Origin of the sequence: Lysobacter sp. TAF61 (genome assembly GCF_052113485.1) — a bacterium.
GTDB lineage: Bacteria > Pseudomonadota > Gammaproteobacteria > Xanthomonadales > Xanthomonadaceae > Lysobacter_J.
Genome location: NZ_JBFRDH010000004.1, coordinates 301,567 through 318,276 on the forward strand (window position 1 = coordinate 301,567; position 16,710 = coordinate 318,276).

The following is a 16,710-nucleotide window of genomic DNA, read 5'->3' on the forward strand; positions in this document are numbered from 1 at the left end:
CCACCGCCGGGAGGGGTTGGCGGGGAGAGAGAATAGAAATCAGTTGGCCTGGAGAGAGGCGCCTGTTTCGACTTGCTTGGACTTACTTGGCAGCCTTGCCGGCAGCCTTGAGGGTGTTGTCGACGCTGGTCTGCACCGAGGTCTGCACGCCCTTGGCGGCGGACTCGAACTGGGCCTTGGCCAGCTCGGTGATCGCACCGTGCGTCTTGAGCGAACGGCCGAAAACTTCCTGGCCGGTGCTGACGCTGCGCTCGAGATTCTCGCGGGCGACCTGCACGCCCTTCGGCAGCAGCGACTTGGCGCTGTCGAAATCGCGCACTTCGGCGGCTTCGCCGAGGAAGGCGAAGGTCGCGTTGACGCGCTCTTCGATCGCGGCAAGCTGCAGGCCGAACACGGCCTCGGCGTTGTCGAGGGCGAGGCGGTTCACCTGCGCGGCGGTCTCCGCGAACTGGCGCGTCGCGGCGGCAAATTGCTCGTTGAACGGCTGGTACATGGTTGACTCCGTTAGGTGGATCAATCCGGGGAGGGAGTTCGGATTGTGCGGTGCAGCATAATCCCGATTGTGTTGCAGTGCAACATGGCCGGAAGGGAGGGTTCAGGCGGCGGTCAAAACCGTGGCGGGTTGCCCGGACCGGCTGCCAGAATCCATCCACACCGCGGGCCGGAACTGGGGCAAGAACTGAAGCCGGAACCGCGTCACACGACCCACAGGGCCCTTCTGTCACGGTCTGAATGCGCCGGAACAAGGATGATGGGCCTTCAGGATGACCAAACGATGATCCCAGACCCCATGCCTGGAACCCGCCTGCCTGGCGACGCTGTGCCCGGATCCCGCTTCCCGCGCCTGTTCCGGGCCGCGATCGGCCGTCTCGCCGTCCTCGCCGTGCTGGCCCTCCCGCTCGCGGCCGCTGCCCAGCAGCTAACCCCGCAGCCCACCCCGCAGCCCACCCCGCAGCCCACCCCGCAGCCCACCCCGCAGCCGGCCCAGCCTGCCGATCTCCCCTGCGTCGGCCTGGTCCTGGGCGGCGGTGGCGCCCGCGGTTCTGCCCACGTCGGCGTCCTCAAGGTCCTGGAGCGCGAGCGCATCCCGGTGTGCAAGGTCGCCGGCACCAGCATGGGCTCGATAGTGGGTGGCCTCTACGCCACCGGCTACACCCCGGCAGAGATGGAAAAGCTGATCGAGACCATCGACTGGGCCGACATGTTCGTCGACGACCCGCCGCGCCCCGGCCAGCCGATGCGCCGCAAGGACGCCGACTTCCGCTACCTGCTCGACCTGGAGATCGGCTACGCCGAAGGCCGCGTGGTGCTCCCGGTCGGCATCGTGCAAGGGCAGAAGCTGTTGATGCTGCTGCGCCGGCTGACGCTCTCGACCTGGGACGTGAAGAACTTTGACGAGCTGCCGGTGCCGTTCCGCGCCGTCGCCGCCGACATCATCACCGGCGACAAGGTCGTGTTCGACGACGGTGACCTGGCGCTGGCGATCCGCTCGAGCATGTCCGTGCCGGGCGCGTTCGCGCCGGTTCGCATCGGCGACCGCCTGCTCGTCGATGGCGGCATGGCCGACAACGTGCCGGTCGACGTGGTCCGCAAGATGGGCGCGCAACGCCTGATCGTGGTCGACGTCGGTTCGCCGCTGCACACCGAGGCGACCCTGACCAATCCGCTGGCGATCATGGACCAGATGATCTCCGCGCTGATGGCCGAGAAGGTACGCGCGCAGCTGGCCACGCTCGGCGACCAGGACGTGCTGATCCGGCCCGAGCTGGGCGACATCACCGCATCGGAATTCAACCGCGGCGCCGAAGCGATCGCGATCGGCGAGCGCGCGGCCGAAGCCATGCTGCCGCAACTGCGCACGATGGCGGTCGACGAGAAGACCTACGCCGCCTACCGTGCCAACCAGCGACAACGCAACTTCGACGTGGGGCTGGTGAAGTTCCTCGACGTCAGCAAGGGCAATTCGCCATCGGCCAATCGCCAGGTGGAGCGCGCCGTCGCCGACAACCTGGACAAGCCGTTCAACGTCGACGAGGTCGAGAAGGACATCGGCACTGCCTACGGCGACGGCCGCTTCCAGCAGATCGACTACCGCCTGGCCCAGCACGATGGCGAACTCGGCCTGGAGATCATCCCCGTCGACAAGCCGTGGCGCGCGTTCGGCAAGCTCGGCTTCCAGCTCGACGACAACTTCAACGGCCGCAGCAGCTACATGGTCTCGGCCGAGCTGACCTTCAACAACATCAACAGCCTCGGTGCGGAATGGCGCAACGTGGCGCGCCTGGGTCGCATCACCGGCCTGTTGTCGGAGTTCTACCAGCCCTTCGGCGAGACCGGCGAGTTCTACCTGAAGCCGTCGATCGAATTCCGCAACGAGTCGCTGCCGCTGTGGCTCAACGGCAACCAGCTGGCGGAATTCCGCATCAACCGTCGCGAGGCCGCCCTTGAGGCGGGCTATTCGCCGCAACCGGAGTGGCGCGTATCCGCCCAGCTCGTGCGCGGCCGCGACGAGGCCGATCTGCTGATCGGCAATCCCAACGACTTCAAGGGTGGCGACGAGAGTTTCGCCGGCGTCGACTACAACGCCACCTGGGACACGCTCGACAACATCAACTTCCCGACGAAGGGCACGCGCGTCAGCGTCGACCTGGAGACCTACTACGACGTGCTGGGGGCCAACATCGAGGGCAACGTGGCACGGGCGACGGTGGACTGGGCCCATGCGTGGGGCCGTTACCACCTGCTGCTGGGCGCGCGCACGAGCAGTGCGCTCGAGGACGACACCTTCTTCGAGACCCAGGGCTTCCTGGGCGGCTTCCTCAACCTCTCGGGTTTCGACGAGCGCGCACTGTTCGGCAACCAGACCGCGCTGGCGCGCGCTGTCCTGTACCGGCGCACCGGCAACACCAGCCGCCTGTTCTCGCTGCCGATGTACGTCGGCGCCAGTCTGGAGACGGGCAATGTCTGGCGGAGCAAGGACGAGGTCGATGCCGACGATCTGATCCTCGCCGGCAGCCTTTTCATCGGTTTCAGCACGCCGCTGGGACCGATGTTCCTGGCCTATGGCGGCAACGACGACGGCGAGAGCTCGTGGTACCTGACCTTCGGCTCGCTGTTGCGTCCGACGGTTAAGTAGCGCCGGTCAGCTGCCGCGGTAACGGCAGCCCGACGTGCAGGTCTCGTGCACGACGATCTCCGACAGCAGCGGCAGCGACGACTTGAGGTGATCCCAGATCCACACGGCCAGGCGTTCGCTGGTCGGATTGTCGAGGCCGTCGATGTCGTTGAGGTAGTGGTGGTCGAGGCGGTCGTAGAGCGGCTGGAAGGCCGTCTTGACGTCGCCGAAATCCATTACCCAGCCCGCATGCGGGTCGATCTCGCCCTCGACGTGGATCTCGATGCGGAAACTGTGCCCGTGCAGGCGCGCGCATTTGTGCCCCGGCGGCACGTTCGGCAGGCGGTGCGCGGCCTCGAGGGTGAAAGCCTTGAATATCTTCATGGCGCCAGTTTACTCCGCAGCGCCCCCGGGCCGGACCGCGGGCGCGGTCAGCTGCCGCAGCCGGCCTTGGCGCCGGCGCGGGCCGCGGCATTGGCCGCGCCGACATAGCGGCCAACCAGTGCCTTGAGCTGGTCGAACTCCTCGCGGCGGGTGACCGCTCCGGCGATGGTCCGGCCCGAGACCGGTTCGCGCACCACCAGCGTGCCCCAGAACCCGGAGTGGCCCGTCGCGCCGACGCCGTCGAAGGTGTAGGTGAGCAGGCCCAGGCGGTAGGGGCTGTCGGCGGGCAGGCCCACCGGCGACTGCATCAGCGCCAGCGTGGCGCTGTCCTTGAACACCCGGCCGGCCAGCAGTGCCTCGAAGAAGGTCGCCATGTCGGCCGGCGTGGCCACGATGCCGCCGCCGCCGAACAGGTCCATCGATGGATCCCAGTCGTAGGTGTCGTCGCCCTCGAAGAACTGATGTGCGCGCGTCCGGCCTCTGGCGGACTCGGCGCGCTCCCACCAGGTATCGGGAAGGCCGCGCTTGTCCAATGCGAGCTGGCTGCGCACCGCTTTCGGCAGCGACTGTCCGCTGACGCGCTCGATGATCGTGCCGAGCAGGATGTAGCCGGTGTCGGAGTACGAATACTTCTCGCCCGGCTTGCCGACCGGCTGCGTCCACTCCACCAGGTGCGCGACATCCTCCGCCGGCGTCCACTTCGTGCTGGGGTTGGCCTTGACCGCGGCGATGAACTGCGGCGCCTGGGCGTGATCGGCCAGCCCGGAGGTGTGGCTGAGCAACTGCCGCACGGTCATCGCGCCGGGGTCGTAGCCATCGCTCTTGAGCTGGTCGAGCCAGGGCTGCGGAAGGTAGCGATCGATGGTGCTGCGCAGGTCGAGCTTGCCGGCCTCGTGCAGTCGCAGCGCGGTGGCGGCGACGTAGGTCTTGGTCACGCTGGCGATGCGGAAGGCTTCGTCGCCTTTCAGTGGCGTTGCCGTGGGCGCCGCCAGCACGCGCGTGTCGCGTGCGCCATCGGGCGCCAGCGTCGATACCACGATCTGTCCCTTGAGGGCGGCGGCGTCGAGCGAAGACGCGGCCTGGGCCAGGCAGGCATCGGCCGCCGATGCAGCGAACGCGGCGGGGTAGAGCAGTGCAAAAAGGGCGATACGGGGCAGAGGCATGGTGGTCGGCTCGATCCGGGCGCAGTGGCGACATCTTGAACCGCTCGGGCACGGCCCGACCATGGCATTGGTCACGTCAGGGAGGTTCGCCAGCGCAACGTGGCGTTCCATGACGTTGCATGCCCACGCTGTGCACGCGACGCTCGCATCGATGAACCCCACCCGAGCGTCAACGTGCGGCTATCGATGTCTTCACGCGACGATACACGCCGATTTCCACACTGGCCCCACACCAGAGCGGGAGGAATGCATGAGGATGAAGTCCAAGACGATGAAGGCGAAGCTGCCAGTGATCGTGGCTGCGTCGCTGCTGTTTGCAGCGGCCATGCCGATGCAGGCACTGGCCCAGGACAAGACGATGGAAGCCGAGGAAGGCGATGCGTCGCAGGCCGCCAGTGACACCTGGATCACCACCAAGGTCAAGACGGACCTGATGGCGACGTCGAATGTGCCGGGCACGACGATCGATGTTGAAACGGTGAACGGCAGGGTGTCCCTGGCCGGCACCGTCGACAGCAAGGCCAGTGCCGACAAGGCGGTCACTGTCGCCAAGGGAATCAAGGGCGTCAAGAGCGTCGATGCCTCCGCGTTGAAGGTCGCCAAGAAGTAGAAGTGAAGTTGCGCGACGACCGCAACGCGCTGCCCCTCTCCCGCCCTCCGCGGGAGGGGGGTTTTTATTTGGGGGTTCCTACCCTTTGAAGGAGTCCGATCATGGCCATGAAGAAAGCCGCGAAGAAGACCGCTGCCAGGAAGCAGGCGGCATCCGCGACCACTGCCACCGTCGCCCGCCAGCGCAAGATCCAGAAACAGGTCGACACCCGCGACAAGGCCAAGCCGAAGGCGGACAAGCCTGAAGAGAAGAAGCCCGTCCAGGCAGGCGAACGCAGGCAACCGCAGAATCCGTTGCCGCGCCAGCATCTGCGCAAGCCCGGCAACGAGCACGAACTCACGCCCAGCCCGCGTTACCTGGCGCCTGACTATCGCGGCAGCGGCAAGCTAGACGGCATGCATGCACTCGTTACCGGGGGCGACTCCGGCATCGGCCGTGCGGTCGCGGTGCTGTTCGCCCGCGAGGGCGCGGACGTGGCCATCGTCTACCTCAACGAACACGTCGATGCGGAAGCCACCTGCAAGCAGATCGAAAGGGAGGGGCAGCGCTGCCTGCTGATCCCGGGCGACGTCAAGGACTCCATCTTCTGCAACGCTGCCGTGGCGGCGGCGGTGGAAGCCTTCGGCGGCCTCGACATCCTGGTCAACAACGCGGCCTTCCAGGAGCACGCCGACACGCTGGAGGCGCTGACCGACCAGCACCTGCAGGAAACGCTGCAGACCAACATCGCCGGTTACTTCCACATGGCGCGCGCCGCGCTGCCGCACCTCAAGCGCGGAAGCAGCATCATCAACTGCGGTTCGGAGACCGGCATCTTCGGCAGCAAGCACCTGCTCGACTATTCCGCAACCAAGGGTGCGATACACGCCTTCACCCGCTCGCTGGCCAGCAATCTGCTCGAGCGCGGCATCCGCGTGAACGCGGTCGCGCCGGGCCCGGTCTGGACGCCGCTCAATCCTGCCGACCGGTCGGCCGACGACGTGTCGAAGTTCGGCCAGGACAGCGACATGGGTCGCCCGGCGCAACCGGAGGAGATCTCGCCGGCGTTTGTCTTCCTCGCTTCGCCGGTGTGCGCCTCCTATGTCAACGGCGTGATCCTGCCGGTGATGGGCGGGCCGCGCGGGTGAACCGCGCCGACGCCGGACGTCACGGACCAGACCTCCACGGACGCGACCTCAGGGACGCGACGGTTCCACCCTGCCGCGCTCGCGCATGCGCAGGCCCGCGGCTTCCTCGCGCGCGCCCATGATCATCTCGCTCAGCCACTTGATCAGGATCGCGGTGTAGGCCTTCTGCGCGGGCTTGTCCGTGAACGCATGATCGGCATTGTCGACGGTGCGCCGGGTCAGCGAGCGCGCGTGCCGGAACGCCTCGGCGTAGTTGTCGATCACCGCCTCGGGCACGATCTCGTCGTGTTCGGCGGCGACCAGCAACGCATGCCCGCGGTAATCGGCACAGGCGCGCAGGGCGCGGTTCTGATCCCAGCGCAGCGTGCTGCGGCGGTACGCACGCAGGTCGGTGTCGACGTGCAGGCGCAGCTTCGGCAGGTCCCAGCCTTCGTCCTTGTAGAGGGCCGGTGAGCGCAGCGCCAGCCAGTGCACGGGGCGCAGCGCGGTCAGCAGCGCCGCCAGGTAGCCGCCGTAGCTGATGCCGACCACCGCCACGGCGGTCGGGTCGACGTTGGGCCGGCGCACCAGCCAGTCATAGGCGGCGACGAGGTCGGCCAGGTTCTGCGGCCGGTTCACGTTTTCCCAGTGGCGCGCGGTGCGCTCGTGCCCGCGCAGGTCGAAGGTCAGGCAGACGCAGCCAATGCCGGCCGCTTCGCGCGCACGCACCAGGTCGTGCTCCTGGCTGCCGCCCCAGCCGTGCACGAACAGCACGCCGGGAAGGCGCGCGGCTGGGGAGAGGACGGTGCCGCAGATGCGCTCGTCCTCGACATCGAGTTCGACGGTCTCAAGCCGGATGTCCATGACGCTCGGTGCCCTGGAGATCGCTGCCGGATTCAGATGCGCATGCCGGTGCATCGTCGGGTTCGACGATGCCGTACTTGGTGATCGCGCCCACCACCGGGTCCTCCGCGCGGAACGACACTTCGGCGCCATCCGGAACGTCGATCAGCGCGTAAACCTCGCACGAGGACACGCAGATTCGCTGCAGCCCGGGGTCGGCCTTGAACGCCTGCAGCGCGAGGACCTCGGCCGGCGATGCGCCGCCGATCCGCCACGACTGCTCCAGCACGCCGCAGCGCATGGCGCCACTGCTGTCCTCGCCGACGACGATGTCGTAGTTGCGGCGCGAGGCGAAGAACTGCGGATACGCGCGGCCGACTTCGCGGTCGTAGCCGATCGCGCTGGCAATGGCGTGGCTTTCGTCTTCGTTGCGGCTGGCCCGCAGCAGGTCGTCGAGACCCCCACGCAGGCAACGCAGCGTCGATCCGCCGTATACCTCGTGCCCGGCGTGGTTGTGCGTGGTGCGCTGGGTGCCGCTGTAGGCCAGGCCGATCGCGCCGACCGTCAACACGCCGACGCTGTAGGTGACCGCATTGGCCAGGTTCAATTCCAGTCCCAGCCCGAACTCGCGCATCGCCCCGGCATCGAGCGCGGACACGGCGGCGTCGAGTTCATCGAAGTCGGCAACCACGCGCTGGCCGGAGCCGCCGATGCCCTGGCCCGGCTTGGTCCGGATTGGCGCGCCCACCGCCAGCAACGAGCGGCCCGCGCGACGCCCGTCGTCCGGGTTGAACACGCTCATGCCGGGCAGCACGAACGGCGCCAGCGCCTCACCGAGCGAACGCGACCAGCCCTCGGGAAGATCGCGCGCGTCTGCAGGCGCCGGATGCGTGATCGACTTGGTGGCCACGAAGGGGTGGGGCACCACGCCGCCGAACAGGTCGCCGGGGCCGCGGATGCCCAGTTGCGCCGCTTCGGAAACCAGAAGGGTGCGATCGGGGACGAAGTAGAGCGGGCCAGCGTAGGCGCGATCGGGCACGTACTCGCCGGCGAAGGCCGCACCTGTCAGATCGGCCAGCCGCTGCGCGGCCCATTGCCGCGTCGCCTTCTCGTGGATACCGCGCTTGCGCGTGAGGATCAGGTCGAGCACCGATCCGCGAGCATCTGCGCCGCGACCGAACGCCATCGCGGTTCAGTCCCGCGGTTTGGCCGGCACGAACGGAGACACCGGATCGCTGGCCGGAAAGGTTTCGTTCAACGCCTCGTCGAGATTGTCGCTTTCGTGGCGCTTGCGTCGCGCCCGTTCCCCTGCGCCCTTGTCGCCAGGCGTGGCGGTGTCGGAACGGCGCGAACGATGGATCGGCGGATCTTTCCGGTCCTGATGGCCAGCCATCGCGTACTCCGTGTCTTGGGGCGTCTTCGACGATACGGACGCGACGCTAATGCCACGTGAGGACTGCGCTGCCTGCGCGTGCACGCGCGTTGCGATGCGGTGAAGAACTCAATGCCAGGCGCTGCCGACCTGGATGTAGAACGTCTCGTCTTCAGGCCCCCACGCGTAGTCGATGCCGGTGTAGAGGCCAAGCTGGCGCGCGATCAGATAGCGCACGCCGGTGCCCTTGGAGACCTGGCTCTGGCCGTCGCCGAAACTGTTGTGTCGGCCCCAGGTGCGGCCTGCGCCGGCGAAACCGATCAGGGCCCAGCGCGGAGTCACGTTCCAGCGCAGCTCCGTTTCCAGCGTGGCCGCACGCGTGTCCTGGTAGCGGGCCGAACCGATGCCGCGCAGGTCGATGTAGGGCAGGCGGTAGAATGGAACGTCGCCGTTGGCCCAGCGCACGTCCGCGCGACCGCCCAGGACGAAGCGCTTGTCGCCGAACGGCAGATACCCGAAGGCGTGGCCGCGATAGCTCTGGAAGTCGTTGTCGCTGCCGATCAGGTCGTCGTAGAAGTTGCCCTCGATCATGCCCAGCCAGCCGCTGTTGGGCGTGAACGTGTTGTCGCGGTCGTCGAACTCCAGCGACAGGCCCAACCCGGAGCTGCGCTCGTTCAGCTCCTTGTCCGTGAACAGGTTGCGATCGGACTCGATATCGAAGCCGATATCCAGGTCCATGTAGATCCACGCCAGTCCGAGGAACAGATCCTTCTTGCCCAGGCGCCTGAACACCTGCTGCAGCGACATGATGCCGTCCATGTTGTAGCCGATCTGCTGCGGCGGCAGGAAGCGGCCTTGCGTGTAGAAGTCGAGGTTGATGTCGGCCTTGGCGACGCCACCGCGATAACGCCAGCGGTCGTCGTCGAAATGCAGGATCGCACCGGCGCCGTAGGCCTGGCTGCCGTTGGAGGTGCGAATGGCGCCGAAGCCGTAGATATCAGGCGTCACCATCATCTTGCGCCCGTCCTCGCTGGTGCGCGCGGTCGAGCCCTCGGGCTTGTGGAAGAACGTCAACGCGATGCCGCCACCGGTGCCCACGGCCGGGTCGGTGATGATGATCGGCACCGGCAGGAAGCCCTTGTGCTCCAGCAGCCAGCGCGACATGTCGAACTTGCCGTCGGCGGGATCGTGCAGCAGTTCGAGGAAGCCCGGCTTGACCGGGCCGTCGGATGTCACCTCGTCAGCGGCATGCGCCGGCGTCAAAGTGGCAATTGCGAACAAGAGCGGGAAAATGGCAATCGGTGCCAGTGGTGATTTCATCCATCGTCCTTGCGGCAATCCGTTCGCAGTTCAGAACGTGATGCTGGCCGAGAGCATGAACGGCTCGCCCTTGAGCCGGTTCTCCACGTCGAACTCCTTGAGCCAGCGTGCGGAGAACTCGACCTGGCCGCCGTCCCACTTCTTCGCGTACGTGGCGATCGGGCCAAGCGCCAGCGAGTGGCCCTTGAAGCCGTCAAGGCGATCGGCGATGGCGCTGTCGTCGTCCTCGATCTGTTCGATCCAGCCACCGACGCCGCCAATGCCCCAGCCGTTGGCGAAGCGTTTGACCAGCAGCGAGTCGACGCGGAACACGGCGCCGTTCTGGTAATCGGTGGCGTCGTTCTCGGTGTAGATGTCGACCGCGGTGGTGGTGCTCCATTCCAGCGTGCCCTTCTGGAACAGCTGGGTGTAGCCAACGGTCGGCGAGAACGTCCAGTTGTTGAGGCTGGGGTTGGCCAGTCGCCCGACTTCGTAGTCACCGGTCGGCGCGTAGATGTACAGCGACAGAGAGACGTGGCGCAGCTGGTCGATGTGGTAGCTGGCGATCACAGGCGCGAAGAAGGCGTCGAACAACCCCGTGTCGCTGTCGCTGCGGCTGCCGCTGATCGGCCCCAGGCGCAGGTCGGCATCGGCGCTGACATCGATGAACGGAATCGTCGCCATCGAGGCGAAGTTCCAGCGGCCTTCGCCGGTGTCCCAGATGTACAGCCCAGTAAAGGTGAGCATGTCGAACGTGCCGGTCAGTCCGACCGCGCTGACGCCACCGATCGGGATCTCGCGCTGGCCGCCGATCTCGCCCGAGTAGTAGGCGTAGCCGATCTGCATGTTCCAGCCGGGTGTCGGTGGGATCAGTCCCGAATAGGACGCCGCCTGCAGGCCGGTGATCGGACGTCCGACCGCGCCTTCAGTTGCATGCGCCGGCGCGAAGACTGCAGCGGCGCCGACGGCCGCTGCAAGGATGGTTCCACGAATGCTTTTGTTCATCAGGCCCCCCGGCCGTCATCGAGAATCAGCGCCGCCGGAAGCCGCCGCCGCCGCGACCGCCGCCCATGCTCGGACGGAATCCGCCGACGGGTCGGTTGTAGCCGCCGGCAGGACGGTTGTAGCCACCTGCAGGGCGGTTGTAGCCGCCGGCAGGACGGTTGTAGTTGCCGCCACCCGAACCCATGTTCGAAGGCCGGCCGCCATAGCTGCCGCCAGTGATGCGTTCGTTGCCGCGATCACGCGCCATGCGTTCGCTGTCGAGGTCGCGGGTCTCGCCGCCCAGGTTCCTGGACGAGTCCGGACGCGTGACCTGGCTCCAGCCGTTCTCGTCGTGCTTGTAGACGTTGCCGTCCTTGCCGGCATAGACGTTGTCGTTGACGTTGACCACGCCACCGTGGCTGAGCGTTCCGGTGTCGGCGTTGTAGTGGAAGCCACCTGCACCCTTCGCGTCGACACGATTTCCCTGGCTGTCGAATGCGCCAGCACCGGCCGCACCGTTCGGGCCGGCAACCGCGCCGCCTGCGCTCTGGGTGACGCGGCCGGTGTTGGTATTGACCGTTGTGCGGCTGCCGCCGGCCGCTGCCTGCCCGGTGTAGGGATTGACTGCCACGGCGCCACCGCCGGCGACCGCGCGGCCGGTCTGCGGGTTGTAGCGGATGCCCTGCGCTCCTGCGGTCGTGGTGCCGGTGTAGATGTTGGTGTTGACGCCGGCGCGGCCGACGCCGCGACCGCCGGTGGCTTCGTTGTAGTAGCCACCGCGTCCACCGCGACCGACATTGCCGGTCCACGGATCGGCCCAGGCTGCGGCGGTGCCGCGAACAGCGGCGTTGCCCCAGTGGCCGTAGACATTCCACGCGGCCGCGCCGCCACCCCAGTAGCCCCAGCCGTAACCCGGGCCGTACCACGGGCCCCACCATGGGCTGTAAGGCCCGTACCAGCCGCCGTACCAGCCCCAGCCGTAGCCGAACGTCCAGCCGACCCAGGCATTCCAGCCGAAGTACACGCCCATGCCATAGGTGGCAGGGCAGCCGTACCAGTACGCACCGACCCAGGGATCGCAGGCGTAGCCGGTGCCGTAGACAACGACGTTGTCGGTGACCACCGTGCCGTAGTAGCCCGGCGTGTAGCCGACATACACCTCGTCATCGCTGCTGCCATACACGCGCACGTAGGTGACGTAATGCAACGGCGAACTGGTCGGGATCGAATAGATCTCGGCCGGCACGCTGGTCGCCACGGCCCACGGTCCGGTCGCGGAGCTGGAGGAGAACCAGATGCCCTTGTCGACTGCATAGAAACTGTTGGCCGTGACCTTGATCACCGGCACGGCGGTGTTGTGCGCGTACTGCAGGCTGGTGCCGCCGATCGAGACGAACTGCGGCGCACCGTCGTACTGCACGTTGAGCTTGGCTTCGTTGCGCTTGACCGTGGCGTTCTGCGGGATGTCGTTGGCGATCAGCGCCTCACGCGATTCGGGCGTGTTGGGGATCGAGGCCAGCACGCCGCTCTTCGCGCTGTCGGGCGGGATCTTCGCGAACTCGGCCGGCAAGCTCGCCGGTGGCACATAGCGCCACGGCCCCTTGCTGGTCGCCGCGGTGAACCAGCGGCCAGACACCAGCACGTACCAGGCGTTGTCGGCGGCGCCGTCGAGTAGAACGTCTGCGCCGGTGTTGTCGATGTAGCTCAGCTTGGTGCCCGGGATGGCGACGAACTGCGGCTCGCCCTGCACCGAAATAAGTTCTGCCGGGTGCGTGCGCACGAAGATGTCGGGGGCCCTGCCGGCGGCAAAGTCCTGCTTGAGCGCATCGGGCGGATCGTCGAACGTGTCGGCCTCCTTGCCCACCTTCGCCATCGCCTGGGTCAGCGCGGCATCGACACTGGCCGCTGCCGTCCACGGACCGCTCAGCGCGGGCGCGGTCGACCAGTGGCCGGCAACGTTGGTGTAGTACTTGCCACCCTGCTGCAACAGCAGCGAACGGGTGTTGATCACCCGCTGCACGCCCGAAACGCCGCTGGGCTTGAGCGCGGGCTCGCCATCCACCAGCACCAGCACGGCCGGCGTGGTGCTGAAGATGATGTCGGGCGGATCGTTCTTCACCGGCAGCGACGGCGGCATCTTCGCGTCGACCTTGGCAATGGCCATCGCCGACTCGAGCATGTCCAGCGACACGGTCAGGGTCGACTTGGTCTTCAACTGCTGGCGTGCCAGCTCCAGGTACTGGACCTGCTTCGCGGTTGCGGTGGGGAAGCTGGCCGAGGGCAGTTCGAGGTCGGTCAGCACCACCGCGCGCGCTTCCTTGTCGATCTCGGTGCGGGCCTGGAACTGGACCACGCCGTAGTCGAACGCGGGCTCGGACTTGCCGCTCTTGCCGGTATGGACGCCCGACTTCACCGCCATCACGAAGCGGCCCTTGAGCTGGTTGCCTTCCCAGCTGTCGTACTGCGGCTGGTGGACGCTGAAGCTGGTGCCCTGCACGGTGAAGTCACGCGGGAACGGGCGCGCGTCGATGCTGGTTGCGCCCGTGCCCGAGGCCGCCGTCCCCTGCGCGGCTACCTGCGGGATGCCGATTGCGGCGGATCCGATGAGCACTGCAATGGCCAGGCTCAGGACGGGCAGGAAGGGGTGGATGCGCATGGAAGGCCTCAATGCAGTGAAACTGGATGATTCGTTGCTGGGCGCGCGCCGTTACGCGCACTGGGATGGGCAACCGCCCGGCTCAGCCGGGCGGATTGACCACGACGTACTGGACGCTGGTGCCCGCGTACTGCGGCTGGTACCAGGTGCTGCCGCATTGCTGGTAGGCGACCCCGTTGATCACGCTGGTCACGCAGCTGGGCGGCACGGTGTTGACGATCGATCCCACCGCGGCGGCGGTAAGCGCCACCGCACCGGTGACGGCCGCGGCAGTGGCGATCGGGTGATCGTCCCAGCCGCCATTCCAGCCGTTGTCGACATCGATGTTGACGTCGTTGTGGATGTTGGTATTGCGGTTGACGTTGGTATTGCGATTGACGTTGGTGTTGCGGTTGACGTTGGCGTTGGCATTGCGGTTGACGTTGGCGTTGCCGCCGCGATTCACGTTGGCCGCGTGACCGCCGCCGCCGCCCGCCCGGGCGCCTGATGCGTGGTTGACGCTGGTGCGTGCGCCGCCGCGGGCGTCGGCGTCGAAGCTGACCGCCATCAGTGCGGTGGTGCCGGCCAGCAAGCCAAGGCCCAGGCCGATCGCGGTGACGTTGTGACGAATGCTCATGGCGACTTCTCCTCGACGGCGACCACGTCCACCGCGACCATCTCGATGCGATGCGAGTCCTTGGGCGGAGTGAACGTGAAGGCGCTGTCCTTGAGTCCGGCAGCGGTGTTCCAGGTCAGCGTGCTCGCGTACTGCGGCTGCGCCGGATCATCGGTGGTGGTGATGACCAGGCGACGCGGCAGCGGCTTGGGACCGGATTCGATCCAGACCTGCCAGTCGACGCCTTCCTGGCGGAACGCGTACTGCGACGTGACGGTTCCATTGATGCGCGCCGGGCCCACGCGCGTCGCCGCCTTCAGCGCCGACGTCGGCGCCTGGTCGGTTCCCCACAGGAACAGGTCCGCCAGCGGCATCTCGATGCCGTACTTCTGCTCGACGCTGCCAAGCATCTCGCGGATCGTCGGCGGTGCGTCGACGGTGGCGTAGTACTTCGCCTTCGGCCCGTACACCGTCAGCGACTTGCCGTCGTAGAACAGCTGGCGATTCTTGCGATCGCTGTGCAGGTCTAGCTGCAGCTTGTCGGGCGCGCGCACCTTGTAGTCCAGGTCACCGGCGAACTGCAGCTTCTGCCCGTCCTCCACCACCACGTCGAGTGTGGTGTCGGCGTGCACGGTGAAGTCCTTCAGCGAACGAAGGTACTTGCCCATCGCTTCCAGTGCGGCCACCGCCTCGGGCTCCACATCCGGTGCAGCCGCGGGTGCCGCGGCAGGCGCCTTGGCGGCCTTGGGCGGCGCGGCAGCGGCAGCCATGGCCATCGGCGCGGCGAGCGCCAGGCACAGACCTGTGATCAACGCGGGGTGACGCATGTCGTTCTCCTCGATGTGGACGGCCGTCGGCCGCCGTCAGTTCGTGCCTGCGCAGCGGGGGCGCGCAGGCACCGGTGCGATCACGGAGTCGGGGTGGCCGCTTCTTGCGCGTCATGCGTGCCGCATGCGGGAAGCAGCAATGCCGCCGCCACCGCCAACGCAATGACTGCAATCGACGGGCGGGTATGGAGTTGTGCGACGGTCATTCCCTTGTCCTTTGATGAGTATGTGCCGCGGCAACGCCATCCATGCCTGCGTTCACCGCTTGCCGGGGGCTGTGTATCGTCATTGCGTCCTCGGCGGCGGCGATGCGATCAGAACTACCCGCACCCGACAGGTGCAGGACCATTCCCCGTTCCAACAGACGGCCAGAGCGGACGCTGTATGTCGCGCCGTTGCCCGGGCCGGATGATTCATAGCTGGTACATTTCTGCCCGCGAAGCGTGAAAAGACCGTGATGGCTTTGCGCGGCAACGGCTGCGGGAAAAACGCAGCTCGGGAAGTGCGCCGCCGCCGTTCATGCGCGCGTTGATGGAAATGAACAAGGAAGGCGCGATGCGCGCGGTGTGCGCGCCAATTCGGCGAACGCGTACGAACTCGCGCATCGCATTCGTCGCGGGTCGTGTGCGGAAATGATTCCGCAGGGCACGCAATCCGTGCGTGACTGCGGTTCGTCGACACCGGTATCGGCAACGCGATCCGGTGGCGCCGCGCGACAACGCGCGGTCGATGGCGGCGACGGCGCTGCACGGTGCCCGAGATTGCCGGCTCGTTCGGGCACCGGCAGGCGCCTGGGCCAGAACGCAAAAAACCCCGCACAGGGCGGGGTTCTTGCGAAACCGAATGGTGGCTATGGGTGGACTCGAACCACCGACCCCAGCATTATGAGTGCTGTGCTCTAACCGGCTGAGCTACATAGCCACGCGGTGAACCGCGAATTATTCATGCCGAGGGGGTCCGCGTCAATCGTCTTTTGACGGTCCCTGAGCCATCGGCTTTGCAAGGCCCGCCTTTGCAAAGCCCGCCTTTGCAAAGCTTGTCGTCCCGGCGTACGGCATGGCAGAGTCGGACACAGTGAATTCAGGAGTCCGCATCGTGATCGATCCGGACGGCTACCGACCCAATGTCGGCATTGTACTGATGCACCCCGACGGACGCCTGTTCTGGGCGCGCCGGGTGCATCGCGACGGCTGGCAGTTCCCCCAGGGCGGGATGAACAGCGACGAGACGCCGCTGGAGGCCATGTATCGCGAGTTGCGCGAGGAAACCGGCCTGCTCCCCGAGCACGTCGAAGTCCTCGGCGCGACCCCCGGCTGGCTGCGCTACCGGCTGCCGCAGCGGGCGATCCGCCGCCACGACCGCCTGGTCTGCATCGGCCAGAAACAGGTCTGGTTCCTGCTGCGCCTGACCGGCCAGGAGTCGGACCTGCGCCTGGACCTCACCGACAAGCCCGAATTCGACAACTGGCGCTGGGTCGATTTCTGGTACCCGATCGAGCACGTGGTGATGTTCAAGCGCGGGGTCTATGCCCGCGCCCTGAACCACCTGGCCCCGGTCGCCCGCCAGATCGCCGGCGCCCAGGCGGTGCCGGCACCCGGCCCGGAGTGCCGCTGCCAGGATCCCCGGGCGCCCGCCCGGGGTCGCCCGCGGGCGCGCTGGAGGGGCCCAGGCGGGGCTGAACCGGGGCAGGGCTCGCGTTAATGACAATCACTGCCCGAATCAATTGACAATCATTCGCATCCATGGCGAAATGGCT

16 protein-coding genes and 1 tRNA gene are annotated in these 16,710 nt (G+C 67.1%); 4 read left to right on the plus strand and 13 right to left on the minus strand.

Annotated features, from left to right (window positions below; translation table 11 throughout):
- Positions 1 to 82: 82 nt before the first annotated feature.
- Positions 83 to 493, minus strand: a complete 411-nt coding sequence (locus AB4Y64_RS11470) for a phasin family protein (RefSeq protein ID WP_441816578.1) — start codon at positions 491 to 493, stop codon at positions 83 to 85.
- A gap of 282 nt (positions 494 to 775) precedes the next feature.
- On the opposite strand from AB4Y64_RS11470, the gene AB4Y64_RS11475 reads away from it, so the two are divergent.
- Positions 776 to 3,136, plus strand: a complete 2,361-nt coding sequence (locus AB4Y64_RS11475) for a patatin-like phospholipase family protein (RefSeq protein ID WP_441816579.1) — start codon at positions 776 to 778, stop codon at positions 3,134 to 3,136.
- A 6-nt stretch (positions 3,137 to 3,142) separates the two neighbouring features.
- Here the strand turns inward: AB4Y64_RS11475 and queD are convergent, their stop codons facing one another.
- Entirely contained in the window at positions 3,143 to 3,499 is a 357-nt protein-coding gene (gene queD, locus AB4Y64_RS11480; RefSeq protein ID WP_441816580.1) for a 6-carboxytetrahydropterin synthase QueD, read from the minus strand.
- Between the two features lie 47 nt (positions 3,500 to 3,546).
- Positions 3,547 to 4,662: a serine hydrolase domain-containing protein gene (locus tag AB4Y64_RS11485; RefSeq protein ID WP_441816581.1), complete on the minus strand. Its 1,116-nt coding sequence runs from the start codon at positions 4,660 to 4,662 to the stop codon at positions 3,547 to 3,549.
- A 256-nt stretch (positions 4,663 to 4,918) separates the two neighbouring features.
- Here AB4Y64_RS11485 and AB4Y64_RS11490 point away from each other — a divergent pair, with 256 nt between their 5' ends.
- Positions 4,919 to 5,272 (plus strand): BON domain-containing protein, encoded by a 354-nt coding sequence (locus tag AB4Y64_RS11490; protein ID WP_441816582.1) that lies wholly within the window; start codon positions 4,919 to 4,921, stop codon positions 5,270 to 5,272.
- Positions 5,273 to 5,373: 101 nt separating this feature from the next.
- Positions 5,374 to 6,399, plus strand: coding sequence for an SDR family oxidoreductase (locus tag AB4Y64_RS11495; protein WP_441816583.1), 1,026 nt, complete (start codon positions 5,374 to 5,376; stop codon positions 6,397 to 6,399).
- Positions 6,400 to 6,447: 48 nt separating this feature from the next.
- On the opposite strand, the gene AB4Y64_RS11500 is transcribed toward AB4Y64_RS11495, so the two are convergent.
- The 10 genes from AB4Y64_RS11500 to AB4Y64_RS11545 form a co-directional block, all read right to left on the minus strand.
- Positions 6,448 to 7,242, minus strand: a complete 795-nt coding sequence (locus AB4Y64_RS11500) for an alpha/beta hydrolase family protein (protein ID WP_441816584.1) — start codon at positions 7,240 to 7,242, stop codon at positions 6,448 to 6,450.
- Positions 7,226 to 8,407 (minus strand): DUF3182 family protein, encoded by a 1,182-nt coding sequence (locus AB4Y64_RS11505; protein ID WP_441816585.1) that lies wholly within the window; start codon positions 8,405 to 8,407, stop codon positions 7,226 to 7,228. The genes AB4Y64_RS11500 and AB4Y64_RS11505 overlap by 17 nt, the downstream gene beginning before the upstream one ends.
- Before the next feature lie 6 nt (positions 8,408 to 8,413).
- Complete coding sequence (locus tag AB4Y64_RS11510) at positions 8,414 to 8,614, minus strand: hypothetical protein (RefSeq protein ID WP_441816586.1); 201 nt, start codon at positions 8,612 to 8,614, stop codon at positions 8,414 to 8,416.
- Between the two features lie 108 nt (positions 8,615 to 8,722).
- On the minus strand, positions 8,723 to 9,913 hold the full coding sequence (locus AB4Y64_RS11515) for a BamA/TamA family outer membrane protein (protein ID WP_441816587.1): 1,191 nt from the start codon (positions 9,911 to 9,913) through the stop codon (positions 8,723 to 8,725).
- 30 nt (positions 9,914 to 9,943) lie between these two features.
- Complete coding sequence (locus AB4Y64_RS11520; RefSeq protein ID WP_441816588.1) at positions 9,944 to 10,897, minus strand: SphA family protein; 954 nt, start codon at positions 10,895 to 10,897, stop codon at positions 9,944 to 9,946.
- Positions 10,898 to 10,922: 25 nt separating this feature from the next.
- Positions 10,923 to 13,532, minus strand: a complete 2,610-nt coding sequence (locus AB4Y64_RS11525; protein WP_441816589.1) for a hypothetical protein — start codon at positions 13,530 to 13,532, stop codon at positions 10,923 to 10,925.
- Positions 13,533 to 13,614: 82 nt separating this feature from the next.
- On the minus strand, positions 13,615 to 14,148 hold the full coding sequence (locus AB4Y64_RS11530; RefSeq protein WP_441816590.1) for a hypothetical protein: 534 nt from the start codon (positions 14,146 to 14,148) through the stop codon (positions 13,615 to 13,617).
- Positions 14,145 to 14,954: a DUF2092 domain-containing protein gene (locus AB4Y64_RS11535; protein ID WP_441816591.1), complete on the minus strand. Its 810-nt coding sequence runs from the start codon at positions 14,952 to 14,954 to the stop codon at positions 14,145 to 14,147. Before AB4Y64_RS11535 ends, AB4Y64_RS11530 begins: the two co-directional genes overlap by 4 nt.
- 80 nt (positions 14,955 to 15,034) lie before the next feature.
- Positions 15,035 to 15,160, minus strand: coding sequence for a hypothetical protein (locus AB4Y64_RS11540; protein ID WP_441816592.1), 126 nt, complete (start codon positions 15,158 to 15,160; stop codon positions 15,035 to 15,037).
- A gap of 638 nt (positions 15,161 to 15,798) precedes the next feature.
- Positions 15,799 to 15,875: transfer RNA gene (locus AB4Y64_RS11545), tRNA-Met, on the minus strand.
- Positions 15,876 to 16,049: 174 nt separating this feature from the next.
- On the opposite strand from AB4Y64_RS11545, the gene AB4Y64_RS11550 reads away from it, so the two are divergent.
- The gene (locus tag AB4Y64_RS11550; protein WP_441816593.1) at positions 16,050 to 16,655 is read left to right on the plus strand and encodes an RNA pyrophosphohydrolase; all 606 of its coding nucleotides are present in this window, start codon (positions 16,050 to 16,052) and stop codon (positions 16,653 to 16,655) included.
- The last annotated feature ends 55 nt before the right edge of the window (positions 16,656 to 16,710 follow it).